Here is a 25,126-nt window from a genome sequence, read left to right on the forward strand (position 1 = left end):
CCCTCCTTAAAACAAACCATCTATATCCAACAAATTGTAGTTGTTTTCAATTCTCATCCTAAAATGGTTCATGATACGAATCTGTTCTTCCGTTAACTTTTCTTTATTCCAGTACATATGCATTAAGCTATATTCAAATACTTCTTTAAGTTTTATAAATAAAGGAATTTTTTCTAGCATTTCGCTCGCGATATCATTTTCCTCTTTGTAGCCCTCGATGATTGCCTTTGTTATACTTCTTCCATATTCCAGGATGTTGCCGCCCCCGACAAATGAATACTCGATCGCACTATAAATAGGAACAGCTAAATCAAAAGCATAAAAATGCTTCTCACAATCCTGAAAATCAACCATTGTCAGTTTTAAATCACGATCTACTACTACATTTTCCAACCATAAATCACCGTGTAACAACCCATAATTGGCCTTGTCTTTCGGAAGGTTTTTAATCTTTGTTAAAACCTCCTGTGCAACTTCTCTAATCGCAGTTTCTTCCTCAGGAATATATTTCAGGAAAGCATACTCCTCATTTTGATGCCAATCGTTGATATAGCGTGTCGAATAAGTCTCTTCAAACTTTCTCGAGAGACGATGTAATTTTCCGATTTGCCGGCCTAACGCTTTTAATACCTCGGCATTCCATTCATTTCTTGATAAGTGCTTACCAGGAGCCGCTTCATAAAGAACTGTTAAAACTTCCTTATTATTAATGGTGATTTTTTCTACCTCTTGACCATTTATTGAAAGGATTGTGGGTGACACACCTAGTCCTGCTTTATGTAGGAAGTTTGTATAGGCAACCTCTTCTACTTGTTCATCATACCCTTTGTAGTTTGTAATCCTTGCAAAATATTCCCCTTGTGCTCCGGTACACCGATACATTTCATTTGTAACGGCTTCCACTTTAATCAAACCCACTGGATAAATTCTGTTGAGCAATTCAAGTATTTTTTGTGCCATAAGTGCCATCTCCTGCAGTAATTTTTATTCTATTCCAATTATTAGGACTAATATGTAAATAATAACATAACCAATTTATGATGATAGGTTTTGTTCAATAAAATCCATCATTCGCGCCAATTCATCAGAAAAAGAAAAAACGCCCCAAACCCTCGATTTACAGGGATTTGAAGCGCCTAACTTATTCTATTTTTCTATTCTTTGTCAGCTTGTTCGGCTACTTTATTGATTCTTTCTAACATCGGCGGATGAGAGTAGCGGAACCATTTGACCAGTGTGGACGGGTTTACTTCGCCAAGTCCAGCTTTCGTCAACTGTTGAAATGTCGAAATCGCCGCTTCGGGATTTTCCACGAGTTCCATTGCATATTCATCGGCCCGGACCTCCTGATACCGCGAAACCGCATTTGACAATGGATTTGAGAAGAATAACAGGAAAGATGAAATCAATAAAAACAATGGCAGTGAGCTAATATTACTTAATTTCTTAACTTTTATGATCGATCCATATCGATTAATCATTCGAGGCATTATTTTTGCAATTAACCAAAGCCCTATAAACGTCATGAACAAATAGACAGCGATGTTAATATAAATATCTTTTAACAAGTAATGACCCATCTCATGCGCCATTATAAAGAGAATCTCATCATGCGTTAACCGGTCTAATGTCGTATCCCACAGCACAATTCTAGAATTTTCGCCGATCCCTGTCACATACGCATTTAAAGCATTCGTCTTTTCCGACATATTCACTTCATACACATGGTCTGAAGGAATGTCCGCCTGCTCTGCAAGTGAAAGAATCTTCGTCTCCAATTCCTTATCCTTTAACTGATAAAAATCATTATAGATCGGGTCAATCACGACGGGTTGGATGAACATAAGGAAAATTGAAAATGGAACAGTTAACGCCCAAGTATAGAACCACCATCTCTTCGGACTTTTTTTAATGAGCCAATAGAGAACCGACACCGTAATCACCGACATCCCAAAATCAAGCCAAAAATCAATTACATTATCCCGCATCCAGGAGGAAAAAAACTGAGTACTAATACCATAGCTTTTGCTCACCGTATACTGATAAAAGTCCAGTGGGAAGCGTAGGATGAACAATACTAACGAGAGCAAAAATACATACATGCCTGTTCTAAACAAGGACCATTTAAACTGTACAGAACTCCATTTTTCAAACACCCGTGACATTCCTGTAATCAAAATAGCAAAATAAAGCAGCCATTCCAACGGCCCTGCTACAAAGAACAAGAAATTTCTTATCTTAGATAACTCTTCACTTAATAACAACTCCTGCGTTGTAAGAAAAGTACTTGGATCCGCTGCCGATCCTTGAAGAGCATCTGGTATTCCGCTATTTGGACCATGAAAAATATAAAAATACATCGCGGCTGCATACAGACCAAATGCAACAACAGCCATTAAACCCCATTTTTTCGTCATTTCTTCACACCTCAATTCATTCGTTACCCTATCTTATTATTGAAGTGGAGAAATCATTTCTAAATAGTTTGTCTATCTCCTTTTTAGTCAGTTCTATACGCTCCGAAATCATCATAAATTGAAAAAAATTCACTCAAACTTCTATTTGAGTTTACAAGGAGCCCATAAACATGCAATTTGCTATTCATTATTTAGAAAACAACACACCTGTATTAAGTCAATGTTTAGAGCGTATACCCGAGGTTGATGAAAACCTCAAGATCAAAGGCCGTAAAGGAAAAGTAGTCAATGTTGTTCAACTCGAAGACAATAAATATCAAGTCCATGTAGCCTTGGAAAAGATAGATAAAAAGCAAGCCTTACTAAAAGATGATAAAAAGAAAAAACGTTAATATATAGGAAAAAGCGCGAACAAACGATTGTAAAATTATAACAATTAAAATCTAGTGATGTTAGCTCATCTCATCCTGCCTATCAACCTGCATGCTATTACGATAAAGATGGCTGGGCTTGCAAAAGGTAAGCATCAGTAATAGAAGCATTATACAAAATAGAAGAAACTCTATAATTTTAAATACGCTCAGACGAATCGAGATGAGATTAACCGCCATCTCGTTAAAAAAATCGTCTGAGCGCATTTATTATGTACACTTTAATTCTTTTCTATTTTATTTCACTCTATACAATCATCTTTAGGTCATTCTTTAGCTAATTGAAAAAATAGCAGAATAAAGATAACGGGTTCGGTCGATGGGGAGAAAACCTCAAAAAACAATGTAAATAACAAAACAATTAACATACTTTTTAATAGTAAAGAGGCAATATAGAAGGCAAGCATAAACGCTCAATAGTTTATTCTGAGCGTTTTTTGTCATTTACTGTGCTTGTTTTACTAATGCCTCCGTCGGTTCATGTAGTTTATACATCCTGAGTCATTACTCCCAATACTAAATATTATTTTAAATGATTGTGGGCCCATACATCGTAGTCAACAAATTGTAGCTTTTTCTATTTCATGAATATGCATTATATCTTCTTTATGCAATTCAACGTACTCCCCCGTATATCCAATCAGAATATCTCAAAGCGCTCCATATAAAATATTTAGCATTTTTGGTTCTATTAAATGTTTAGGGCTACGAAGACAATGTTGTGCAACAAAATAAGAAATTTTGTTTGTAGGATCTATAAAAACATGAACTCCTCCTAACCCACCCCAAGAAAAAGAATTGTCAGGTACTAAACGAAATGCCTTGGCCGCATCCATTACTACTGATACACCTAGACCATAACCAACTCCTTCAGCTGGTATCATTTTTTTATAGTCTAAATAACTTTTGCCTTCTAATTGATTTGTTCTCATTAAATTAATGGAATTTACACTAATAATGCGTTCCCCATATTTGCCAACTCCCCCACAGGCCAATGCATCTACAAATAAAATGTAATCTTCAAGAGTAGTAATTAGCCCACCGCCTCCACTCTCATGCCTCAAACCAATTACTCCTACACAATCGCTGCTAATCCTTCTCAACTTTTCTGTTATTGGATTATACTCATATTGTGGAGCAATATTAATTTTCTTTTCTTCTGCAACAGAAAAACCAGTTGTCTTCATCCCTAATGGCTTAAAAATCTTTTCTTCTAAATACGCTCCGAAGCTTTTACCTGTTACAACTTCAATTACCGCAGCTAAAACATCATGACAAAAACTATAATTCCAACCTTCGCCTGGTTCAAATAACAGAGGTTCTTTTGCAAGTGTCTCTACAAACTCTCTTGTATTAAAATCCAACCCTTTCTCTTCAAAAAGTTTTCGAAGTTGCGGCGTATCCCTTTCATAACTTAAGCCCGCTGTCATCGTTAATAAATCAGCTATTCTTATATGCTTTGTTGCAGGTGTAATAATAAATGTTCCACTTTTAACATACATCTCTTTAAATTCAGGTAGATACATATACAAGGGATCAGTCAATAATATTTTCCCTTCTTCAACTAATTGTAATGTCGCAATACATGTGACTATTTTAGTTGCCGAATAGATGTTATACAATGCATTGGGTTGCATAGGAACTTGATTCTCAATATCCGAATAACCAGCATCATATCGAAAAATCTCCTCATGTTCACGATAAATGATGCAATCAATACCAGAAAGCCCTAGTTGCGGTACAGTATCCATAAAATCTTTTAATTTCTGAAATGTATCCATATTTCAATCACCCTTCATCTCATTTTCTAATCTCTTTCCATTAGCTACAAAACTGAAATTTCTAATGTCGACTATTCAATATATGATTTATTATCAAAAAGTAGACAAGCCTTCATTCTATGCTCAGGAATAAATTTCAGTCCTGGATCCACTTTACTACATTGTTCCATTGCCACTGGACATCTCGTATGACATTGTCATTGATTTAACATTCGTTCGTGTCTGAAAAAATGGCACTATGTATTCAGAATAAACTAATTTTAATGGCGGTTGAGACGTTTGGAATTTAGCGATCACTGAGCATGAAGGGATGCGATTATGTAACAGTTGGTATGTACTTTTATCACCTAACTATGCAGATAATAAAAAAGCACAAATCCTTTTAATACCTCCAACAGAATTTTATGGTATAATTTACAAGAACATTGATATAATTGTTTTTTGTATCTTATTAAGGTCTTGTAGCTCAGTTGGGAGAGCACCACCTCGACAAGGTGGGGGTCGCTGGTTCGAGACCAGTCGGGACCATAACGCTGAAAGCCTTTATTTATAAGGGTTTTCGGCTTTTTTTATTCCATAAATAACTCCCGAAAATAAAGCATTTTTATTGTTACGTGAGGGATATGTGACGTAAGAGAACCATTTTCAGCAAACTCCTTGACCGTTTCTTCAGCGTGACTTTGCACTCTACTTGTGAGAAATCAATGAAGTCCGTAATATCAGCAAAAGCGATTTTCTTGTACATAAGAAGAACGTCTAATGCATCCATTTCTGCTTCTGATAATTAGCGTGCCTACAAATCAGTATGTAGTCGGTTGTCCAGACCTAACTATATTGTACGATTGGAGTTTTTTTTATTGTCCATAGCTAAAAGCTTTCCGGAATCCCCTGTACAGCAGAGGGGTTTCAAACCTACAAAAAAGAACCCTTGAAGGCATATAGCCATTCAAGGTTCTCCTGATACATGTTCTAAATATAATTATTTTTCTTCTTCATACGCTAAGGCAATCTCCACTACTTCTTCTGGTGATAAATCCTCTTCATTCCAAAAAATTAAGTCACTAGGGGCTGGATGAGGAACATTGTCTTCTAAAATTTCTATATATCCGCTTACTTCTTCATCAGACAACTTAGGATTACATATTTTATTTACTAGTCCAACTAATTCATCTTTAGATAACTTTTTTCTCATTTTTTCCACCTTCTCTACTTCCATTTCTCCCCAAAATGATAAGCAGGGCCTAAAATATTTTGGTGCATTTCTTAAGTCTTTATCTATATCCTTAGTAACTATTGATTATCTCTTAAAAATATTCACATTATATTATGAATACCACTCATCGTCAGAAAATTTCTCGCCATCTTCAGTAGGCTTTATATTGTATATGTCTATGAACCTTTTTATTTCTGACCTTAACAACACTAAATCCTTACTCTCAATTACAAAGCCCCTATGGTTATTCCAACCCATATCAACCTCTAAATTTATATCCAACTCTCTACACCAATCAATAAAATCATACATAATCATGGTAAAACAAACGTTAAATTTATGAACTGAAACCCAAATACCTATTCTTCCATCTTCAAGATCTTGTTGTCGTAATTTTAAATCTCCATCTAAGAACCATTTAGTATGTTGTTTTTGCTTCTCTTCAAGCATTAATTCGTCTCCTCCTATTCTTTGTATAAACCTGTAAGCACATTCATTGTTAGCCTTGTTCTTAAGCTACCATAAATCACTTCTTCCCACGACCAATAATTTCCCAAAAAATTGTAATGATTCACCAAATACTTTAGCTAACTCATTTTCAACTGATGTCCCTATTTGTGATTAGGCCTTGATTTATATATAGAGTATAAGAGTACCGATTTATCCTTAACATTATAAATTTACGCTTGCTAACCAAAATGCTAAATCCCAAGATGTCATTAAATCTTTGGTTTTACTTCACTCGTTATTATACCAGAATAGTATTGACTACTTTTTTAAATTATATTAATATTATAACAATTTACTAGTGGAAAGGATTTAAACAGAGGAGTTAATCAAAAAATAGAGCTTATTTCTATTCGTAAGTTACTCATCCCTTCGTCGGCTTATTATTTTTAGAAAATTCACAATATAATTAATGTTATACATTTGGAGGTATTTGGGAATGAAACAAACAACAAAACAATACATTATTGATCGGATGTATAAGGGGTCTCAAGGGCTAGCAAACGCCGTTCTTGTCACATTAGGTATTGGCCTTCTGATTGAAACGTTCGGAACTTTTACTGGTTGGGAAGGCTTTACAACTATCGGAAAGGCAGCACAACTTATGCTTGCGCCTGCAATTGGTGCTGGTATCGCTTATCAACTAGGTGGAAATACATTAGTTATTTTCAGTGCGATGGCATCTAGTACGATCGGTGCAAATGCCCTTCATATGAATGCAGATGGAGCCTGGATTCTTACTACAGGGCAACCGATAAGTGCCGTGTTAGCTACCATTATTGCTGTTTGGGTTGGAAAACGCATTGCCGGTAAAACGAAGTTAGATATGCTTGCTATTCCATTTTCATCTATACTTATCGGAGGTGTCTCAGGTGTAGTATTAGCAGCAGTTACTACCCCCCTTTTGGAGCAGTTAAGTAGATTTATCGCAAACTCTGTTTCAGGATCTCCTGTGATAGGTTCCATAGTTATCGCATTAGTCTGGAGTATTTTTCTAATGTCTCCGGCCTCTTCTGCAGCAATTGCTATTGCCTTACAGCTTGACCCAGTTTCGAGTGCCGCTGCACTGATTGGATGTACGGCTCAGTTTGCCGGATTTACGGCGATGTCTTATAAACAAAACGATTTAGGTGCCAATATTGCCCAATCATTTTTAACACCAAAAGTACAATTGCCAAATCTCGTTAAAAACCCCCTTCTTGCTATAGGGCCATTTCTATCTTCCGTTATTTGTGCGCCAATCGCAATATTAATGTTTAACTTTGAAGTTCCTTATACATTAGCTGGACTTGGTCTAAACTCATTTATTGCACCTTTAAATATTCTTGCTAACCAAGGTGTGATGGTTCTATTGATGTATATTGTATTAGGTGTCATTTTACCAGCGGTTATTTCTGTTACTGTTTATCATTTACTAAAAGCAAGAGGACTAGCTAAGACGGGTGATTTACGTATGGAAATTCAATAGTTTTTAGATTTTTGACCAGGTCTTTATAATCTTCTTCACGCGGAATACTTTCAAACAAAATTGACCCCACGTTATTCGTCACAAACTTAAGTAAATACACAATACGAGAGGTGTAATCCTCGTGAAAAACAGAGATGGCGTTGTCTATAGACAACGCCATCTCTGTTGGAGGACGAAATTTTTACTTATTGTCCCAACATCATTACCATATAATATTTTTAACTATCTCTCTACAATTTCTACCGCTACATCGCTAACAAGCGTGTTACTAATCGTACAGCCTCGCTCTATTATTTTTAAGAGCTTAGCTTTATATGCCGTTTCAAAAGTAGAGGGGAATGTAACCTGTACTTCAAATTTCGCAAAGTGATTTTCTACGCCTTCTGCTTTTGAAGCAACTACGTCTATTTCTACTTCGTTTAAATCCGCTTCAACCGCATCACGCTCTAGAACTTTTTGTAATGTAATCGACAAGCATAGAGCCACTGCACCTTCTAATAATTCCTTCGGTGAAAGACCTCCATCTAGATTTGGTCCCATGTTTCCACTTAGTTGGACCCCTGCTTCATTTGAAATTTCATTTTTATTTTGTGCCCAGTTTAATTTGACCATTGTTTTGTCTCCTCTGCATAATGGCACGCAACTTTATGCTGCGATCCTTCTATTCCTATCTCTCGTAAAGCCGGTACTTCATTTTTACAACGCTCTGTAGCAAATGGACAGCGTGTATGGAAAACACAGCCCGGTGGTGGATTTATTGGTGATGGAATCTCACCTTTTAAAATAACACGTTCACGCTTTTGCTTGCCAGGGACAGCTGAAAATAATGCTTGCGTATACGGATGAAGGGTATTAGTAAACAGTTTCTCTGTTGGCGCCTCCTCAACAATTGTTCCCAAATACATAATACCAATACGATCCGAAATGTAACGAACAACGCTAATATCATGTGTAATAAAGAGCATCGATAAATCCATATCTTGCTGTAATTGCTTTAAAATATTTAAAATTTGTGATTGAATCGAAACATCTAGCGCAGAAACCGGCTCATCACAAATCATTACTTTTGGATTAACAATTAATGCGCGCGCAATACTAAGGCGTTGTCGTTGTCCACCAGAAAATTCGTGCGGAAAACGATAAAAGTGCTCATTTTGTAAGCCTACCATTTCTAACATTGAAAACACTTTTTCAATTCGTTCTTCTTTCGAACCAATACCATGAATAATTAGTGGCTCTTCTAAAATCCGACCAATGCGCTGACGTGGATTTAATGAAGAAAATGGATCTTGGAAAACAAGCTGTAAATCTCTACGGAATTTACGCAACTCTGCTTTCGATAGCTTCGTTAAATCTTGCTCGTTATATATAACCTCTCCAGCTGTTGCCTCCGTTAACCCTAAAATCGTACGCCCCGTCGTACTTTTACCAGAGCCAGACTCTCCTACTAAGCCATAAGTTTCACCTTCGTACATCGAAATCGAAACATCTTTTACAGCATGTACTGTTTGCTTGACTCCACCTAACTTACCAAAAGGTCCGTAAAGAGGAAATTGCTTTTGCAATTGTTTTACTTGTAAAATCGGCTGCTTTGTCATTATACCCAGCCTCCCTTTTGCTCATCATACAACCAGCATTGTACTCGCTGATCTGCTTCCATTTCGATTACTGGCGGCATTTCTACACGACATAAATCAGTTGCAAACGGGCAACGTGTCGCAAAGCCGCAACCAGCAGGAATATTAGACAAAGGTGGTACAGTCCCTTTTATTACCTGAAGTGGTGCATGACGATCTCCGTCGAGCTCGGGCTTTGAATGTAATAAGCCTTGCGTATACGGATGAAGCGGATTTTTAAATAAATGATCGGTTGTTGCTTCCTCAATAATTTGACCTAAATACATTACTTTTACCTTTTGACAAATTTCTGCAACTACTCCTAAATCATGCGTAATAAAGAGCACAGCCATTCCTAGCTCTTTATTTAATTTAACAATTAAATCTAAAATTTGCGCCTGAATCGTTACATCAAGAGCTGTCGTCGGCTCATCCGCAATTAAAAGCTTCGGCTTACACGCAAGTGCCATCGCAATCATTACACGCTGTTGCATTCCTCCTGATAGCTCATGTGGGTATTCATCAATGCGCTTTTCAGGTGAAGGAATGCCTATTATCCGAAGCAAATCGATAGCTCGGGTACGCGCTTCCTTTTTTGATAGCTTTTGATGAAGACGTAAAACCTCTACGATTTGTGCGCCTACTGTTTGTATAGGATTTAATGAAGACAACGGATCTTGGAAAATAATCGAAATATCATTACCACGAATTTTACTCATTTGTTTCAAGGGTAAATCAAGTAAATTTTGCTCTTCAAAATAAACCGCACCCTCATAATCAACCGGCTCCGTATGCTCTTGTAAGCGAATAATCGACTGTGACATCACACTTTTACCACAGCCAGACTCACCAACAATACCGATAATTTCTCCTTTTTCTACTGTAAAATTAACTCCGCGTACAGCAGATACTTGACCGCGCTCCGTTTGGAAATGCGTCTGTAAATTTTCTACTTTTAATAATGCCATTACGCATTTCCTCCCTTTATTCGTTTATTTGCCTTACGTTTTCTTGAAGGTAATCCTTTTAGACGAGGGTCCAAAAAATCACGTAAGCCATCGCCCAATAAATTTAGCGAAAGTACTGCTAACACAATAAATGCTCCGGGCACTAATACCATCCACCAAGCTTTAAAAATAACAAGCTTGCCGGCCTGTAATATATTGCCCCAACTTGGTTCTGGTGCTGGAATACCTGCGCCTAAGAAACTAAGTGCTGCCTCAGAAATAATCGCCTCTGCAAAAACAAATGTCGCTTGCACTAACAATGGTGACAATGTATTCGGCATAATATGTAACCAAATAATACGTGTATTACTTGCACCTTGCGCATGCATCGCTTCTATATATGTTTGTTCCTTTACCACTAATGCCGCCGCCCGAACAACGCGTGCAATATTAGGCGTAAATACTACGACTAATGCGATAATTACATTTGTCGCAGATGCACCTAATGCTGCCATTAACGTTATCGCTAGTAATATACCTGGAATTGCAATTAATCCATCACAAATACGCATTAAAACATGGTCTAACCATTTATAATAGCTCGCATATAATCCCATAACTAAACCAAACATTGACGATAAAAATGCAACGGTTACACCGATTAATAGTGATACTCTTGCCCCATATACTATGCGGGTAAATAAATCTCGACCAAACTCATCTGTTCCAAACCAATGCGCAGCACTCGGCTCTAACAAACGACTTGTTACTTTCATTGCATACGGATCATTATTAATAAATAAAGGACCTAGTAATGCTAGTAAAGCTAATACAACAAATATAAAACTGCCCGCAAGCAAGCCTTTATTACCTTTTATTTTTCGCCAATTGAGTGCACGCTGTTCCTTTTTGAATTCCTTAGACAGCTGTTCAAGCTCATCCTTCGAATAGGTAGTCATTTTTTCACCTCTCTATTTACGATCCAAACGGACACGTGGATCCACAACGCCGTACAGTAAATCGATAACTAAGTTAATAAATACATACATAATTGTTACCATTAGCACGACACCTTGAATAACCGTATAATCGCGTCGCGTTACAGAATTAATAATTAATTGACCAAGCCCAGGAATATTAAAAATCGTCTCTACCACAACTGCACCCGTTACCAATGTGCCAAACGTTTGGCCAATAACCGTTAAAATCGGTAAAAACGCATTACGGAACGCATGTTTTAACAATACGCCCAACTCCAGCACACCTTTAGCGCGCGCTGTTTTAATATAGTTTAAATTTAATACATCTAGCATCGAAGAACGCGTCATACGAGTAATTAATGCTGCCTGAATCGTCCCAAGTGAAATCGCTGGTAAAATCAAGAATTTTATATGTTCCATTAAGCCATCTGATAGCGGTGCATAGCCAGCTATTGGTAGCCACTGTAGCTTCACACCGACGACAAGCATTAAAATAAGCGCTAATAAAAAACTCGGGATGGCCATCCCTAACAATGAAATACTCATCAATGAAGTATCTGTTAATGAGCCTCGCTTATAAGCAGCAAGTACACCAAATGGAATTGCTAATACAATCGCAATAAGTTGCGCTAAAATGGCGAGTGATAATGTTGGGCCGATATGTTCTTTAATTGCCTCAGTTACAGGCTGTCTCATAAAAATGGAGTTACCTAAGTCTCCTTTAAATACACCACTAACCCAAGAAATATACTGTTCATGAATCGGTCGGTTATAGCCAAGCTGCTCGTTAAGCTCTTCAATTTGCTCTGGTGTCGCTTCCATACCTAAAATTGTTGCACCCGGATCCCCCGGCGTAATATGAATAATAATAAAAATTACGACAGATACAACAAACAGTACTGGGATTGTTGAAAGCAAGCGTTTAAAAATATAAGCTAGCATGTTTTTCCCTCACAATCGGTTTATCCTTTTACATTAAGAAAAAGGAGAGCAATTAACACCCTCCTTTTTTATTTATACATTATTTTGGGATTTTAGCATTCCAAACTACTGGTGCTTCAAATAACTCAAATCCTTCGATTTCTTTATTTACTGCGACTACACCATTATAGTGACCTAAAACAGTTGATGTTGCATGTTCGTACATATAACCTTGAACTTTTTCCCACTCAGCTTTCGCTTCCTCTGGCGTCACTGCAGAGCGAATAGCTTGTAAGCCTGCCGCTACTGTCTCATCGTGTAAGCCAGCCCAGTCAGGTGTTACAGCTAATAGTTGTGGTGGTGTAATTTGGTAACCTGTACTTGCTAAGAAAATATCCCATTTACTTGTATCACCCTTTGTTTCTAAGAACGTTGGGAAATCAAATGTATCTACGCGTACATTCATACCTAATTGACGTAATTGTTCTTGAATTACTAGAGTACCTGAGTACATTTCATTGTAATCTTTTGTTGTTAATAATACGATTTCTTCACCATTATAACCTGCTTCTTCTAAAAGATTTTTCGCTTTTTCAGCATTTGCTTGGTTATAAAACTCAGCACCTGCATCATTTGTCCATTGCACTTGTGCTTCATTTAAATAGCTTGGTGATAAAGAATAAAGTTCTGGTTTAGCGAATGCCGCTAACATAATTTCTTCGTTATTTAATGCCGCTAAAACTGCTTGGCGAATTTTTTCATCCTTCAATGAGCGTTCTGTCGTATTAAAGAATGCCGTTAAGGTTCCACCTGGGAATGTTAGCAGCTCTAATTTTTTGTCTGCTGCTAATTGATCATAGTTTTCGATTGGAATACTATCTGCTATATCATATTGACCCGTTTGAACCCCAGCAATACGCGTCGCATGGTCTGTTACGAAATGATACGTTAACGTTTCTGTTGGAGCAGTTATTTCACCAGTGAAGCCACTCGCCTCTTCCGCACCTTCAACGGCTACATACTCATCAAAACGAGTTAATTGGATATTTTGATCTTGCTTCCACTCTTTAAATTGGTATGGACCTGTACCTACATATTCAGAGAAGCCTTCTGCTGTTGCAGAATCGATAATTTCCTTCGGCATAATTGAAGGGAACTGTGCTTGAGAAGCCATTAATACTAAAATATCAGAAGTTGCTGTTGGTACTGTTAATTGAACCGTATTTTGATCTACTTCTGTAAATTCAGCACCTTGTAATAATGATTTTGCACGAGAAGATGTTACTAACCAACGATTCATCGAAGCAACAACGTCAGAAGCTTCCATGACATCACCGTTATGGAATTTTACACCTTCACGTAATTTAATTGTATATGTTTTACCATCTTCACTTACTTCATAAGAAGAAGCCAATACTGGTTGTGGCTCATAGTTTGCATCTAATTGGAATAATTGTTGATAAATGTTTCCTGCGATATCTAAAGCTACTGCCGATACAGTTTGTGCCGTATCAAGTGTTGGTGGCTGAGCTGTAATCGCGATATTTAATTCATCACGGTATTCTACTTGCTGTTGTTGCTCTGTAGCCGTCTTATCTTTTGAAGAATCATCTCCACCACAAGCTGCTAAAGTAAGTGCTAGTGCAGTTGCAGCGAAAGGAACTTGCCATTTACGAAATTTCATTGAATTGCCTCCTAAATACCTAGTTATGCTTTCTATTTTATACATCAATAATCTTACTTTCCAATTCCGACAATGTCAATAGGGATACATACAAAATTACTATTAACTCCAAATCCACAATTTTTATTTAGAAAAAACATTTATTACATTTATTTAAAATATTCAATCGTAATCCCGAAATATAAAAAAGAGCTAACTTTTATGGTACGTTCGACGAATGGCTAGTTTAAGACCTGTCAATTGGGAGCAGTTTTCCTTTTAGTCTTGTAAGCTGTTTCAAATCATCTTACAATTATATTGGTAGTAAATTACCAAGTAAGGAGTGGTTAAAATTACTGAAGAAGTAAAACATGCAGTGATTAATGAATTTATTATAGATTTAGCGAGTGAAAATGAGGACGTAGAGCTAGCTGTTGCACGTGGGTTAATGGAGTATTTTAAATGAAGAAAACACTAATCATTCTAGGAATTATTGTAGGGGTTCTAGCACTGGCAGTTGGAATTTATTATTTAGATGCTTATTTAAAACAGCCAACGGAACAAGAAATTGAGGAGGCTCGGGAACAAATTGAAAAAGGATTTCAAACTCCTGAGAAGGATATGCCAGAGAACCAAAAGCTTGATTTAATCGAATTTTTCCCAGATGGAATGTTAGAATTTCAATTGCAAGAAGTAATTCATGCCATGTCTCATCAAAAAGTAAAAGCAGACCAGAAATGGGGCGTTCATATGATTACGAAAGAGCGCATTGAACGTTTGCTCGAAATAGCAGAAATGAACAAAGAAAAGTACGAATGGGGTCAAATTTATATAGATATATTAAGCAGATGGGTAGAAGGTGATTTTTCTAAAGCAGTTGAGGACCATAACGCAATTTGGGAGCTTCAAGGCGGAAACGTTGGGATAGCTTATGATCTGCTTTCTCCGGTTGAAGAAAAAGCTTACCTTGATTATTATTTTAAAAAACAATGATGAAGCTACTTAGGAATGTGAACTAACTGATTCAATACAAAGGGGGATATTCATTGCATCCAACTGAACTAATTGAATTGTTCATAGTCGGTGGGATTTTACTTGTTATTCTATCAGTTTCTATTATTTTAAAAGGAAAATGGAGAAAAGTTAGTCAGGGATTGGCTATTTTATTTTTAGTGTCCTTTGGCATTTTTTATTTAGTACGTCCCTATTGGATTGATATGCAAATTGAAAAAAAAGTAGGTTATCTACAGATATATTTGGAAGAACAGTACCCTGGAGAAACTTGGGATTATAGGACGGTGCCCCATCGGGAGGACGGCTATAAACACCTGAATCCATATTATATAGGCGTAATATTTGATAATGAACCACTAGTGGAATATAAATATTTCGTCCGTAATAAAAGTGACATTACCCAACGAGGGTGGAGTACATCTGATTTACATGACCTAAAACATTTAGAAGAGTAATTACTGTTTATTAAGAAGTTTAATCTTCTCTAATTGATTTGATGATTAAGGGGGAGCTATGGAGGCGAAAAAAACGGCGGTTCTATATTAAGCTCAATTGGTTGGATCTCTGTGGCGTTCTTATTTATTACTTTAATGCCGCCATTTTTTATATTTTTCCCTATTTGTATAGGGATAGTTTTAAGAAGAGATTATCAAGAGCAGAAACAAGGATTAGCAATGATTCTTTTGGGGATTATTGGCGCACTTGTAGGTTTCCTTTTAGCAATGTACGTTAATTTAAAGATACTTTAATAGGAGGCTGTTACCAACAGGGGGTTCTCTATTTTTAGGGGTTACGCTTTATCATGAACATATTCCGTTGATAGTCTCCTCAAAAATTCACTCATCCTGAAGGTGGTAGATAACTATCTCTCCTTTATAAATACAGTCATGTTTCCACCAATAAGTGTAACTACACCGCCACTACAAATCACAGTTAAGTTAAAAGACTTAAGCTTGGTTGAATACCAAACTTAAGTCTTTTAGTTTTAACTAATTGGATTTAATTATTAATACGGATCTGCCTCATGGCTTTTCTTCACTGCATCTTTTGTTGCTTCATTCGCAGCAGTCGTACCTTGTCCATATTTAGAAAATCCTGACTCTCGGCCTGGTAATTTACCTTCCTGAGCCATTTTTTCGATTTCTTTCATTTTCTTTTGAGTCTCTTCCTTAACACGGCGGCCATAATCTTCATCCGCCTGTGTAAAGTGATCAAACATCGCTTCCTGAATGCGCTTATCACAGATTGCCAGAGCATCCGATAAGTTTTTAATGAGCTCTTCACGTTCCCAGTCTTCAAAGCTGCGGTATGTTTCACCAGCTTGACCATAGTTATTCGGGCGATCAATAGGCTCACTCATTAATGCCGCATTATAAGATGGCTGATGTGGTGGGTGTGCTTTATCCCCTGCATCACGGTAGCCACCAATCATTGACGGCTCATAATTAATATGCGGGTTTTCACCGGATTCTTTAGGATCACGAGTATCCATTTGACCACGCTGCTGATTTGTACGAACCGGTGCCTTTGGTGCGTTGACTGGCAATTTTAAATAGTTTGAGCCTACACGGTAACGCTGTGTATCTGAGTAAGAGAATGTACGTCCTTGCAGCATTTTATCGTCCGAAAAGTCCATACCGTCTACTAGAACACCAGTTCCGAATGCAGCCTGCTCGATTTCTCCATGGAAATCTTCAGGATTGCGGTTAAGCACCATACGACCTACAGGCAACCAAGGGAACTTATCTTCTGGCCATAGTTTCGTGTCATCAAGTGGATCAAAATCAAGTTCCGGATGATAGTCGTCCTCCATAATTTGGACGAACAGTTCCCACTCTGGATACTCTCCACGTTCAATTGATTCATATAAGTCCTGTGTAGCATGTCCTACGTTTGTAGCCTGAATAGAGTTTGCTTCTTCTTGTGTCAAATTGCGGATACCTTGTTTTGGTTCCCAGTGATACTTCACAAGTACAGCTTCACCTTTTTCATTAACCCATTTATATGTGTTAACACCTGAACCTTGCATATGACGATATGTCGTTGGAATACCCCAAGGAGAAAATAGGAACGTAATCATATGCGTCGCTTCCGGTGTACGTGAAACAAAGTCAAACATACGCTGTGGATTCGGTACGTTGGAAACCGGATCTGCTTTAAAAGCATGGATCATATCAGGGAACTTCATCGCATCACGAATAAAGAAAATCTTTAAATTATTACCTACAAGATCCCAGTTGCCATCTTCCGTATACATTTTCACCGCAAAGCCGCGTGGATCGCGTGCAGTCTCAGGTGAATCCTTTGCACCTGCTACTGTAGAAAAACGCACCATAAGTTGCGTTTGTTTACCGGCACCAGAAAAGACTTTTGCGCGGGTATATTTTTCTACCGGCTCATCTCCAACCTTGCCGTAAGTTTCAAAATAACCGAAAGCACCTGAACCACGTGCATGTACTACACGTTCAGGAACCTCTTCACGGTCGAAATGTGAAATTTTTTCAATGAAATGATAATTTTCTAAAGTCGCTGGTCCACGGTTACCCACTGTGCGGATATTCTGGTTGTCCCTTACAGGGTGTCCTTGACGAGTAGTTAGAATCTCACGTTCCCCATCTTCTTTTTTTGCAACATGTTTGTCTTTGTTCTCTGCCACAATAAAACCTCCTCTAAAATACATTACTTATAAAAATATTAAACCTATCTTTATGCTTTATACCCGAATTTATTTGTTTATATTCAATTTCCCTCTTGATTTTTAATTTATGTCGGAGTATTTAGCTGGAAAAATTCGATAAGATGGGGGGCACAAGTTTGAGACTTTTTGTGACCATTATTTTAAGTCCTCAATCACGTGGGTATAGTTTTCGGGCATTTCCTTTTTGGAGGACTCCCTTACGTTTGGAGTCAAAATTTTATTAGTAACTTTCATTTTTTTATAAAATGAAAAACACTTTTATGCTTCTATGGCTAAAAACTGTTAGAGTATTTTTGAAATTAGAAACTTAAAAAGCTAACTGATGTATGAATTCCCGTTACAAAATGGATTATTTTGTTTTTATGAGTAAAATTATGGTAAAATGATATGTAGGAGGTGTATATGTATGCTTTTTTGGAGTCCCTTTTTGTTGGGTATATTAGCAGGTGTTATATTTATAATACTTTCCATTTATCTAAGAAAGAAAAGCTTTCCTAAATTAGTTACAGTTATCCCTACATTTGTTTTATTAGCTGGCGGAATTATTATGATTTCTGTGGGGTATATTTATTTCTATGGCTTTGAAGGGTTTGCTTATTTCCAATTCGGTGTAGCCAATCTACTTTGCCTGTTACTTCTATTCCCAATTATTACAAATAAAACTTCTTACTGAGAGTTATTGAGGCATTTAAATCCCCCAATAACTCTTTTTTAATAGCAAAAACCTCACACCTTATATTTCTAATTTTCGATCACCGTTATCTCTTTAGCCTCAAATGTTGGCCTTTCAGTACCGGTACTTAATGATATTGGCTCTTTAAAATATACTGAAACGATATTATTAATATTTAATTCATCAAATGTTAATACCTCACCAGCCTGAGTCTTAATAAGCGTTTCATTGGTTATTTTTATAGTACAAGAATAACCTATGTCATCTTTACTACTAACTAAATCTGAACAGCCAACATTGATGCTGCCTTCTTCAATTGAAGAGATTTCTCCATAAATAGAATGTGATTCATTTGAACAAGCAGTTATAAAAATGATACTAAATATGAAAATTAATTTCTTCATACATAAACACCTCCATATGCTTTATATATTGGATGAGTACAAACCTCTCTATAGCGTGATGTGACGCTTTACAAATGATTAAAGGATATAGTAACTAACATATCGAAGTAATAATTAATGTAAAAAATTGGTTTAGGATGTGTAATTATGAAAATAATAAACTCAATCATAGGACTACTGATCATTATATGGGGCTCTTTACTTCTTAGTATAACAGTCCATGATGAAACTTCTAAAACGCTTATGTATAAAGTAAATGGTACATTATTTATGACTTTAGGTATTCTCTATTTAAGAAACTTTGCAAAATGGGGGAAGCGGTAGTTGTTTGTTTAATTTTCTAAATCAACATTAGATTGCCCTTTAGCTAATAAAGGCGCAACTCTCCTTCAAGAATGCGCCCGATGGTTGAGATTAAAGCCCCTAAGTAATGTCCTTCTGAAACACTTCCTTCGCAATAAGTTCATAGGAGCGAATTCGATCTTCCGGTAAGTATGTGATTGTATTAATCATCATTTCATCTGCTTCGTATTTGGCCTTTAACTCAAATAATTTCTGTTTCACTTCATGAGGATTGCCAATTATCATGTTTTGCCTCATTTTTTTCAACGTTTCTTTTTCCTGTTCATTTAATGTATATTGCTTCGCTTCACTTATAGAAGGAACCCCTTGATGTGCCTTCCCTTTGTCCATTTGTAAAGACCAAATGAGATAGCTTGCTGCAACTTCTTCTGCTTTTTCAGTTGTTTCTCCACAAATAACATTCACAGTCACGATGACTTGTGGCGTTTCCCCTTCTTTGCTTGGTCTAAAGGTATCAATATATTTTTTAACGATAGGAGCTCCATCATAATTGCTCATAAAATGTCCGAAAGTATATGGCAAACCATGTTCCGCCGCTAGTATGGCACTTTTTTCACCCGTTCCTAGTAGCCAAATTTCTGGTGGATTTTCAGGTATGGGAGAAGCCGATAACTTTGAATATTCGTTATCCGTTGGGAAATCGTCGTTTATAAAATGAAGTAAGTCTCTTACTAAGGTAGGAAAGTTCCCAACATTTTTGATAAAGTTACCCGACAAAGCAGTCATCGCTTCAGAAGAACCACCTGGTGCTCGTCCAATCCCTAAATCAATACGGTTTGGAAATAATGTCGCGAGCATATTAAATGTCTCGGCCACTTTATATGGTCGATAATGAGGCAATAAAACCGCACCAGATCCTAACCGAATTCGATTCGTGTGAGCACCAATGTAGCTTAACATTACTTCAGGTGCAGGACATGCTAGACCAGATAAATCATGATGTTCGGCAATCCAGTATCTTGTATATCCAAATGCCTCCCCAGCCTGTGCTAATTTCATTGACCAATTTAATGCATCCCTAGGCGTTTGGTTGGAAGAGATAGGAGATTGATCTAATATGCTTAATCTCATTCAAATTCAGTCCCTTTCTTCCACTAAAGTCAATGTATACTGCCCTACCTGATCTTTTTCATACAAATTTGTAATAGAAGTCGAGTAGTTATAAATCGTTCCTCTAAACATTAATTCTTTCTCAGGAATTTTAACGTCAAATGTTCCGTTGTAAAGTAAAGTCGCAACGTCATGATAATCTTCACTTGTCACATCAAAAATGACCGAGACTTTATAGCGCCCATTTACTTTTTCTTCTTCATAGCTATTCAATTGAATTACTCTGTGATCTAAAATTATTTTACTGACCAAAAAAATCACTTCCTTATCTAAAAACTATAAATTCCATTATAAAACAAGAGTAGGAAAATGACGCATTATCCCCTCTCCAATTTCCCGACCTAGAAAATATAAAAAGACAAAAAAGGGCGACAACCATATATGGTTACCGCCTTAAAATTTGTATTTTTAATATTTAAATAACATTGCTACCATTTCGTGACCAGCTCCAATAGTCCAGAACAATACAATGTCGCCTCGTTTTATACGGCCTGTTTCAATACCTTCATTTAGGCAAACGAAAGGACTGCTAGTAGACGTATAGCCGTATCGATCACCTACATATACAATCTTTTCTTCTGGAATATCAAAGTGATCTTGGATTTTCAAAATATTCGATAATGCAAATTGCGATAAGCAAAACGAATTAACATCCTCTATCGTTAAACCGTTATCTTTCAATAGGTTTTCAATCATCTCACATGCAGCTGGAATCGCCATCGCACCATCAAACGGAGTGAAAACGATATGCTCTTTCTTGCCGATTGTTTGAGAGAATCCTTCTTTTGGATAAATTATATTGTTTCTATTCGCTGAATCTACTTCGTATACCGCATCAATAAAACCTGTTTCGGCCTCTTCTGTCTTTTCAAGTATGATGGCTGCTGCTGCATCTGAAAAATTAGCATATGTAAAGGCCTGTTCAGGATTGGAAATTAAGCTGTTAGCATCAGAGCCAATAACTAACGCACGGTTAATACGTCGGTTTGCCATCATATACCGCGAAGCATTATCCACTGCAACCGTCATGCCTGCGCAATTGGCGTTACTATCAAGCAGCATTGTATGATTCGATGCACCAATTTCGTGGTGCACAAACATCGCATTTGTAGGTAATGTATGCTCAGGCACTTGCGTAGAAAATACAATCATATCAATATCTTTCCCAGTTAATTGAGCCTTTTCTAATACACGTTTAGCCGCTTCAATACCCATTGTTAAGGAGTTTTCATTATTGTCGATGATATATCGTTCATTTCTTCCCATCGAAGTTAAGAAGTTAGTAACATCTTCTCCTTGCTCTTTAAAATGCTCTAAGTAAAACTCATTTGTTACTAAATTTTCCGGATGATAAAAAGCAACATTTTTTATTTTAATACTCGTCATACTATGAATTAACTCCTCGCTGAACTTATTGTTATTACGATTATTTATTTGATTAATTCAACTGTTGCGTTTGTAAGTCCAGCGCTGTTTGCAAGACGATTTAATTGCATTTTTAACGTTATATTATTATCTACTGTAAATTTCACTTGTTTGAATCCTGTTGTTTTATACATTTTCATGACTTCCGTTAAATTTGCAGTCATATCTGGATTCAATAATTGCATTTGTGTGCAATCAACTTCTAGATCAAAAGTAGATGGTGTGATTGCTTTCATTTTAGCATTGTAGTCTGCAACGAATGCATTGGCATCTTCCATTGTCATTTTGCCATTTACAGAAATGTTCACTACTTTTTTTACTGTGTTTACTTGAATGCCTGTTTTTTTCATGTTCGATTCTCCTAATCTAATTGTTGGATTTTAAAATTAATACTTTAAGTAAAAAGTTATGTAAGCTCTAGGGCATATGAATTATATCAAGATAACTTTAAAAACGACAATAGGAATGTCAAATTTCCTTAATAGAAAATACAAAATAATCATTTATAACTAAAAGATATTTTAATTTTTAGAAATTTAGACCCACTTTTAGAAGTTCGATGATAAATAATTAGTTAAAAATATAGTAATTATTAACCTATACATTCCCACTGTAAAATTGCTTGCAAATAGCTTAATCACCATAGTCAATTTAATATCAAAAAGTAAGTTACAAGTGTTGTTTTTTTCGTCAAAGAAAAACCGTAGACTAACATAACCATCCAAATAAATAAGTGGTTATATTCCCTACGGTTTTCGCTTATTTCGAATATTTAACACAGTTCTTTAATTAAGAATAATTAATTTGTAGACCATTATATTTTAGAAATATTTGTCTCATAGTTATTTGATATATAGCCTACCTTTTCAAGTAACTTTAAAGTTGTATAGTTGAGATTAGGGAGTTTGTCTAAAGAAAAATATTTTAATGCTTTACTTTCTTCATTTTTCTTAATAGAACCAGTTACATTTGTAGTTTTATAAATCGCAGTTGCATTATAAATTTCATCTCCATGTGGGAACTTAAAATACAATTCCTTTCCAGAAGCTAATCCAACTAATTGTAATTCTTGAGCGATTAATCCTGTTTCTTCAAATAATTCTTTTAGAGCGGTTTCTTCAAAACTGTCTCCTATTTCCATACCGCCACCAGGAAGCCCCCAATCATTTGTATCCGAGCGTAATTGTAATAATACTTCATTCTTTTCATTTAAAACTATAATGGCAGACCCCGGTGCAATTATTGGTCTTGTACCAATGTGTTGTCGTAATGATTTAATATAGTTCATTGTGCTCCTTCTTTCTTAAATATGTATGGGCTACATTAAGTTGGACACTACCACTTGAATTCATTTTTTTAATTTTAAATATCACAGGATTTTTTATAAAAAATAATAGTGATTTTATCACTGATTTTCTTTATTTCTCCTGTTCTCCTATAACCTAACTTTTCATACAGATAACAAAGCCCGTCTTCTTGCATAATAGTGTCCAACTCCCATGATTTTGCATCAAGGTATATACTTTCTATTTCCGAAAAAACTTTTTGAGCGATTCCTTTTCCTTGATGTTCAGGTAATATAAATATTGGACTAATACGATAAGCGTTTTTATCCAACTTAACTATTCTAATACCACCAATTATGTCTTCAAAATATTTGATTAAATAATAATCTGTATAGGATTGATTAAACCGAGTAATCACTCTTTCTAAAGATTCATTGGCAGGGTTTGTATCATAATCTTGATATTTTTCCAGTAAAGGCATAAATGATTTGACTTGCATTTCATGAAGAATAGCGGCATCATCTAAGTTCGCTTTACATAATGAGACTCCCATAAAAATAAACCCTCCCTCCATAAATGTGAATAAGTTAATTAATATTAACATATTTATCCATATTTAGATAAGAAACATTTAATTAACATCGATTGCCCATCGGTTGCCTTATGCTAAATAGATATAATAACCCCTATATCACGAAGAAAACCGTAGCGACTGTACTCGCTACGGTTTATTAAAGTTTTAAATCTCTATATCCATTACCTCAAATTTAGCACTCTGATCGTAACCTTCTTCAAAATCACGGTTATACATTTCTTTAAAATCCAATGACCTGTAAAACGGAACATCCTTACTGCTTTTTTCCAGCGCTTTATGTATGGCTAATATTACTTCGTCATTTGATACAATCCCAAATAAGCTCTCTCGCTTAATCTCACCTGTCGTATAGATTGATAGGTCATCGTAAACTACGAAATCAATATAGCGAACAACATTGAGGAAGCTGCCCCCATGTGTCATAGCAATTCGTAACGGATCTTTTAAAGATATAATCTTATTTTTAAATCCAAACTGGATGCCCCCAGCTGGAATATAAATGATTTTATTTTTCTCTGTTTCTACGATATTTTCAATTTTTAAAAACTCAAGTTTCATCTTTACTCCTCCTAGTATTACATCTAACATATACCCTGTTTTCTCAATTACTAATACGCGGGAGTAAAGTTTTTCAACCTGTTTGTTTTTGTGATTTAAGTCCTACCATTTCAGCCAAATCTTTAGTTCATACGATTGGCTTTTCCCAATTGCTAAGCAATAGCTAATAAAGACCCTCTTATCTAAACAGACAGGATATATAAAACAAAAAAGAGTAGCACAAATCAATTGTTTAATCTTTTGTCCGTAGAATTATTTTTTGACTCAAGGAAAATGGGGGCATAGTGGAAAGCATGAAATAGCCTCCCGTTTTCAAAGCGGGCTTTTTTAGCTGCTGGTCCGCTCCAATCTTTCATTTAGGGCAACCGCAAGTTGATTAAAGCGTCTTTCCTCTTCCGTGCTAAGCGGATCACTCGAATTCCCCTTATCCAGCCAATAATCTCCATCTAACAATTCATACATGTCAAGAAGTGTAATTTTTTGAGTGACCGGATTATGAAAAACCGACAACATCGGTTCCGGGCCATCATCCCAGTTATATTCGTTCACAATGGCATGTAGGATTTCCGCCGAATTTATTCTTTCAATCTTTTCACACATCTTTTTCTGAGACTCCTCATATAAAACCCCATCAACAACCCTTTGCTCTTCTAGTGTCAGAGAAAGGCGAACGGCTCCTTTGGTTTCGAGCAGAAGGTCCGCAATCTTTTTATCTATACGAGCTGCATTCCAAGCTGTAGCCAATATGCCGAAAGGGGAGTCCAGTTTGGCCCCAGCTTCGATGAGCTTTAACAGGGCTTCAATTTGCTTGAACTTTACAGCTTTTTTTAGTGCAGTATCACCAAGTTTATCCTGTGCCTCAAGATCTGCTCCCTGTTCGATCAATATTTCTATCGCCTCAACGGGTATTCGATTGGTCAAAAAAAGCATCAGCGGCGTTCTTCCCCGCTCGTCTCGTTCATTCACATCCAGTTCCGTTACAGCCTTCTGCACAAGTGAAAGATCATCTGTCTTGCTAACTTCTTTCCAATTCAAGCGTAACCCACTCCTTTGAAA

The 25,126-nt window shown here is 36.4% G+C and carries 27 protein-coding genes and 1 tRNA gene; 7 read left to right on the forward strand and 21 right to left on the reverse strand.

Features of this window, described 5'->3' with window-relative positions:
• Positions 1-6: 6 nt before the first annotated feature.
• Both MHH95_RS14450 and MHH95_RS14455 read right to left on the reverse strand, forming a co-directional pair.
• The gene (locus MHH95_RS14450) at positions 7-969 is read right to left on the reverse strand and encodes a phosphotransferase enzyme family protein (RefSeq protein ID WP_340728154.1); all 963 of its coding nucleotides are present in this window, start codon (positions 967-969) and stop codon (positions 7-9) included.
• Positions 970-1,154: 185 nt separating this feature from the next.
• Entirely contained in the window at positions 1,155-2,417 is a 1,263-nt protein-coding gene (locus MHH95_RS14455) for a M48 family metallopeptidase (RefSeq protein WP_340728155.1), read from the reverse strand.
• Between the two features lie 170 nt (positions 2,418-2,587).
• Between MHH95_RS14455 and MHH95_RS14460 the strand changes: the two genes are divergently transcribed.
• Positions 2,588-2,809 (forward strand): hypothetical protein, encoded by a 222-nt coding sequence (locus MHH95_RS14460; protein WP_191701579.1) that lies wholly within the window; start codon positions 2,588-2,590, stop codon positions 2,807-2,809.
• Positions 2,810-3,498: 689 nt separating this feature from the next.
• Here the strand turns inward: MHH95_RS14460 and MHH95_RS14465 are convergent.
• Entirely contained in the window at positions 3,499-4,629 is a 1,131-nt protein-coding gene (locus MHH95_RS14465; protein ID WP_340728156.1) for a serine hydrolase domain-containing protein, read from the reverse strand.
• Positions 4,630-5,084: 455 nt separating this feature from the next.
• Here MHH95_RS14465 and MHH95_RS14470 point away from each other — a divergent pair.
• A tRNA-Val gene (locus MHH95_RS14470) sits at positions 5,085-5,157 on the forward strand.
• A 451-nt stretch (positions 5,158-5,608) separates the two neighbouring features.
• On the opposite strand, the gene MHH95_RS14475 is transcribed toward MHH95_RS14470, so the two are convergent.
• Positions 5,609-5,821 (reverse strand): bacteriocin immunity protein, encoded by a 213-nt coding sequence (locus MHH95_RS14475; RefSeq protein ID WP_191701602.1) that lies wholly within the window; start codon positions 5,819-5,821, stop codon positions 5,609-5,611.
• 132 nt (positions 5,822-5,953) lie between these two features.
• Positions 5,954-6,292 carry a hypothetical protein gene (locus MHH95_RS14480; protein ID WP_191701566.1) on the reverse strand — a complete coding sequence of 113 codons (339 nt, stop codon included), beginning with the start codon at positions 6,290-6,292 and terminating at the stop codon, positions 5,954-5,956.
• Positions 6,293-6,788: 496 nt separating this feature from the next.
• Here MHH95_RS14480 and MHH95_RS14485 point away from each other — a divergent pair, with 496 nt between their 5' ends.
• A complete protein-coding gene (locus MHH95_RS14485; protein ID WP_340728157.1) occupies positions 6,789-7,817 on the forward strand; it encodes a PTS transporter subunit IIC in 1,029 nt (342 codons plus the stop codon).
• 222 nt (positions 7,818-8,039) lie between these two features.
• Here the strand turns inward: MHH95_RS14485 and MHH95_RS14490 are convergent, their stop codons facing one another.
• From MHH95_RS14490 to MHH95_RS14515, 6 genes are all read right to left on the reverse strand, one after another.
• Positions 8,040-8,429 carry an OsmC family protein gene (locus MHH95_RS14490; RefSeq protein WP_340728158.1) on the reverse strand — a complete coding sequence of 130 codons (390 nt, stop codon included), beginning with the start codon at positions 8,427-8,429 and terminating at the stop codon, positions 8,040-8,042.
• Positions 8,417-9,415 (reverse strand): ABC transporter ATP-binding protein, encoded by a 999-nt coding sequence (locus MHH95_RS14495; RefSeq protein WP_340728159.1) that lies wholly within the window; start codon positions 9,413-9,415, stop codon positions 8,417-8,419. The genes MHH95_RS14490 and MHH95_RS14495 overlap by 13 nt, the downstream gene beginning before the upstream one ends.
• Positions 9,415-10,401 (reverse strand): ABC transporter ATP-binding protein, encoded by a 987-nt coding sequence (locus tag MHH95_RS14500; RefSeq protein ID WP_340728160.1) that lies wholly within the window; start codon positions 10,399-10,401, stop codon positions 9,415-9,417. Before MHH95_RS14500 ends, MHH95_RS14495 begins: the two co-directional genes overlap by 1 nt.
• Positions 10,401-11,339, reverse strand: coding sequence for an ABC transporter permease (locus MHH95_RS14505; RefSeq protein ID WP_340728161.1), 939 nt, complete (start codon positions 11,337-11,339; stop codon positions 10,401-10,403). Before MHH95_RS14505 ends, MHH95_RS14500 begins: the two co-directional genes overlap by 1 nt.
• A gap of 12 nt (positions 11,340-11,351) precedes the next feature.
• Positions 11,352-12,302, reverse strand: coding sequence for an ABC transporter permease (locus tag MHH95_RS14510; RefSeq protein ID WP_340728162.1), 951 nt, complete (start codon positions 12,300-12,302; stop codon positions 11,352-11,354).
• A gap of 79 nt (positions 12,303-12,381) precedes the next feature.
• Positions 12,382-13,965 carry an ABC transporter substrate-binding protein gene (locus tag MHH95_RS14515; protein WP_340728163.1) on the reverse strand — a complete coding sequence of 528 codons (1,584 nt, stop codon included), beginning with the start codon at positions 13,963-13,965 and terminating at the stop codon, positions 12,382-12,384.
• 441 nt (positions 13,966-14,406) lie between these two features.
• Between MHH95_RS14515 and MHH95_RS14520 the strand changes: the two genes are divergently transcribed.
• Positions 14,407-14,937 carry a DUF6241 domain-containing protein gene (locus MHH95_RS14520; protein ID WP_340728164.1) on the forward strand — a complete coding sequence of 177 codons (531 nt, stop codon included), beginning with the start codon at positions 14,407-14,409 and terminating at the stop codon, positions 14,935-14,937.
• A gap of 53 nt (positions 14,938-14,990) precedes the next feature.
• Positions 14,991-15,413 carry a hypothetical protein gene (locus tag MHH95_RS14525; protein WP_340728165.1) on the forward strand — a complete coding sequence of 141 codons (423 nt, stop codon included), beginning with the start codon at positions 14,991-14,993 and terminating at the stop codon, positions 15,411-15,413.
• A 551-nt stretch (positions 15,414-15,964) separates the two neighbouring features.
• Here the strand turns inward: MHH95_RS14525 and MHH95_RS14530 are convergent.
• Positions 15,965-17,614, reverse strand: a complete 1,650-nt coding sequence (locus MHH95_RS14530; protein ID WP_340728166.1) for a catalase — start codon at positions 17,612-17,614, stop codon at positions 15,965-15,967.
• Positions 17,615-18,062: 448 nt separating this feature from the next.
• Here MHH95_RS14530 and MHH95_RS14535 point away from each other — a divergent pair, with 448 nt between their 5' ends.
• On the forward strand, positions 18,063-18,329 hold the full coding sequence (locus tag MHH95_RS14535) for a hypothetical protein (protein ID WP_339212484.1): 267 nt from the start codon (positions 18,063-18,065) through the stop codon (positions 18,327-18,329).
• A gap of 68 nt (positions 18,330-18,397) precedes the next feature.
• Here the strand turns inward: MHH95_RS14535 and MHH95_RS14540 are convergent, their stop codons facing one another.
• The gene (locus tag MHH95_RS14540) at positions 18,398-18,733 is read right to left on the reverse strand and encodes a hypothetical protein (protein WP_340728167.1); all 336 of its coding nucleotides are present in this window, start codon (positions 18,731-18,733) and stop codon (positions 18,398-18,400) included.
• Positions 18,734-18,880: 147 nt separating this feature from the next.
• On the opposite strand from MHH95_RS14540, the gene MHH95_RS14545 reads away from it, so the two are divergent.
• Complete coding sequence (locus tag MHH95_RS14545; protein WP_340728168.1) at positions 18,881-19,057, forward strand: hypothetical protein; 177 nt, start codon at positions 18,881-18,883, stop codon at positions 19,055-19,057.
• Positions 19,058-19,156: 99 nt separating this feature from the next.
• Here the strand turns inward: MHH95_RS14545 and MHH95_RS14550 are convergent, their stop codons facing one another.
• The 8 genes from MHH95_RS14550 to MHH95_RS14585 form a co-directional block, all read right to left on the reverse strand.
• Positions 19,157-20,167 carry an LLM class flavin-dependent oxidoreductase gene (locus MHH95_RS14550; RefSeq protein WP_340728169.1) on the reverse strand — a complete coding sequence of 337 codons (1,011 nt, stop codon included), beginning with the start codon at positions 20,165-20,167 and terminating at the stop codon, positions 19,157-19,159.
• Between the two features lie 6 nt (positions 20,168-20,173).
• Complete coding sequence (locus tag MHH95_RS14555; protein WP_340728170.1) at positions 20,174-20,458, reverse strand: DUF3219 family protein; 285 nt, start codon at positions 20,456-20,458, stop codon at positions 20,174-20,176.
• A 156-nt stretch (positions 20,459-20,614) separates the two neighbouring features.
• A complete protein-coding gene (locus tag MHH95_RS14560) occupies positions 20,615-21,592 on the reverse strand; it encodes a ketoacyl-ACP synthase III (RefSeq protein WP_340728171.1) in 978 nt (325 codons plus the stop codon).
• A gap of 44 nt (positions 21,593-21,636) precedes the next feature.
• Positions 21,637-21,981 carry a hypothetical protein gene (locus MHH95_RS14565; protein WP_340728172.1) on the reverse strand — a complete coding sequence of 115 codons (345 nt, stop codon included), beginning with the start codon at positions 21,979-21,981 and terminating at the stop codon, positions 21,637-21,639.
• 464 nt (positions 21,982-22,445) lie between these two features.
• Positions 22,446-22,919 carry an NUDIX hydrolase gene (locus tag MHH95_RS14570; protein WP_340728173.1) on the reverse strand — a complete coding sequence of 158 codons (474 nt, stop codon included), beginning with the start codon at positions 22,917-22,919 and terminating at the stop codon, positions 22,446-22,448.
• Positions 22,920-22,993: 74 nt separating this feature from the next.
• Complete coding sequence (locus MHH95_RS14575) at positions 22,994-23,470, reverse strand: GNAT family N-acetyltransferase (protein ID WP_340728174.1); 477 nt, start codon at positions 23,468-23,470, stop codon at positions 22,994-22,996.
• A 186-nt stretch (positions 23,471-23,656) separates the two neighbouring features.
• Positions 23,657-24,070 (reverse strand): molecular chaperone, encoded by a 414-nt coding sequence (locus MHH95_RS14580; protein ID WP_340728175.1) that lies wholly within the window; start codon positions 24,068-24,070, stop codon positions 23,657-23,659.
• 327 nt (positions 24,071-24,397) lie between these two features.
• Positions 24,398-25,105: a DUF4274 domain-containing protein gene (locus tag MHH95_RS14585; RefSeq protein ID WP_340728176.1), complete on the reverse strand. Its 708-nt coding sequence runs from the start codon at positions 25,103-25,105 to the stop codon at positions 24,398-24,400.
• Positions 25,106-25,126: the final 21 nt, after the last annotated feature.

The sequence above is a fragment of the Solibacillus sp. FSL K6-4121 genome, from assembly GCF_038002585.1.
GTDB classification, from domain to species: domain Bacteria; phylum Bacillota; class Bacilli; order Bacillales_A; family Planococcaceae; genus Solibacillus; species Solibacillus faecavium.

What these genes read in the sequence shown, in the direction of transcription:
- MHH95_RS14545 (WP_340728168.1), top strand. Translation starts at nt 18,881, where the DNA reads ATGAAAATAATAAACTCAATCATAGGACTACTGATCATTATATGGGGC.
- MHH95_RS14540 (WP_340728167.1), bottom strand. Translation starts at nt 18,733, where the DNA reads ATGAAGAAATTAATTTTCATATTTAGTATCATTTTTATAACTGCTTGT.
- MHH95_RS14450 (WP_340728154.1), bottom strand. Translation starts at nt 969, where the DNA reads ATGGCACTTATGGCACAAAAAATACTTGAATTGCTCAACAGAATTTAT.
- MHH95_RS14515 (WP_340728163.1), bottom strand. Translation starts at nt 13,965, where the DNA reads ATGAAATTTCGTAAATGGCAAGTTCCTTTCGCTGCAACTGCACTAGCA.
- MHH95_RS14490 (WP_340728158.1), bottom strand. Translation starts at nt 8,429, where the DNA reads ATGGTCAAATTAAACTGGGCACAAAATAAAAATGAAATTTCAAATGAA.
- MHH95_RS14455 (WP_340728155.1), bottom strand. Translation starts at nt 2,417, where the DNA reads ATGACGAAAAAATGGGGTTTAATGGCTGTTGTTGCATTTGGTCTGTAT.
- MHH95_RS14565 (WP_340728172.1), bottom strand. Translation starts at nt 21,981, where the DNA reads ATGAAAAAAACAGGCATTCAAGTAAACACAGTAAAAAAAGTAGTGAAC.
- MHH95_RS14550 (WP_340728169.1), bottom strand. Translation starts at nt 20,167, where the DNA reads ATGAGATTAAGCATATTAGATCAATCTCCTATCTCTTCCAACCAAACG.
- MHH95_RS14510 (WP_340728162.1), bottom strand. Translation starts at nt 12,302, where the DNA reads ATGCTAGCTTATATTTTTAAACGCTTGCTTTCAACAATCCCAGTACTG.
- MHH95_RS14485 (WP_340728157.1), top strand. Translation starts at nt 6,789, where the DNA reads ATGAAACAAACAACAAAACAATACATTATTGATCGGATGTATAAGGGG.
- MHH95_RS14535 (WP_339212484.1), top strand. Translation starts at nt 18,063, where the DNA reads ATGCTTTTTTGGAGTCCCTTTTTGTTGGGTATATTAGCAGGTGTTATA.
- MHH95_RS14495 (WP_340728159.1), bottom strand. Translation starts at nt 9,415, where the DNA reads ATGACAAAGCAGCCGATTTTACAAGTAAAACAATTGCAAAAGCAATTT.
- MHH95_RS14500 (WP_340728160.1), bottom strand. Translation starts at nt 10,401, where the DNA reads ATGGCATTATTAAAAGTAGAAAATTTACAGACGCATTTCCAAACGGAG.
- MHH95_RS14465 (WP_340728156.1), bottom strand. Translation starts at nt 4,629, where the DNA reads ATGGATACATTTCAGAAATTAAAAGATTTTATGGATACTGTACCGCAA.
- MHH95_RS14560 (WP_340728171.1), bottom strand. Translation starts at nt 21,592, where the DNA reads ATGACGAGTATTAAAATAAAAAATGTTGCTTTTTATCATCCGGAAAAT.
- MHH95_RS14580 (WP_340728175.1), bottom strand. Translation starts at nt 24,070, where the DNA reads ATGAAACTTGAGTTTTTAAAAATTGAAAATATCGTAGAAACAGAGAAA.
- MHH95_RS14575 (WP_340728174.1), bottom strand. Translation starts at nt 23,470, where the DNA reads ATGGGAGTCTCATTATGTAAAGCGAACTTAGATGATGCCGCTATTCTT.
- MHH95_RS14475 (WP_191701602.1), bottom strand. Translation starts at nt 5,821, where the DNA reads ATGAGAAAAAAGTTATCTAAAGATGAATTAGTTGGACTAGTAAATAAA.
- MHH95_RS14520 (WP_340728164.1), top strand. Translation starts at nt 14,407, where the DNA reads ATGAAGAAAACACTAATCATTCTAGGAATTATTGTAGGGGTTCTAGCA.
- MHH95_RS14505 (WP_340728161.1), bottom strand. Translation starts at nt 11,339, where the DNA reads ATGACTACCTATTCGAAGGATGAGCTTGAACAGCTGTCTAAGGAATTC.
- MHH95_RS14460 (WP_191701579.1), top strand. Translation starts at nt 2,588, where the DNA reads ATGCAATTTGCTATTCATTATTTAGAAAACAACACACCTGTATTAAGT.
- MHH95_RS14570 (WP_340728173.1), bottom strand. Translation starts at nt 22,919, where the DNA reads ATGAACTATATTAAATCATTACGACAACACATTGGTACAAGACCAATA.
- MHH95_RS14480 (WP_191701566.1), bottom strand. Translation starts at nt 6,292, where the DNA reads ATGCTTGAAGAGAAGCAAAAACAACATACTAAATGGTTCTTAGATGGA.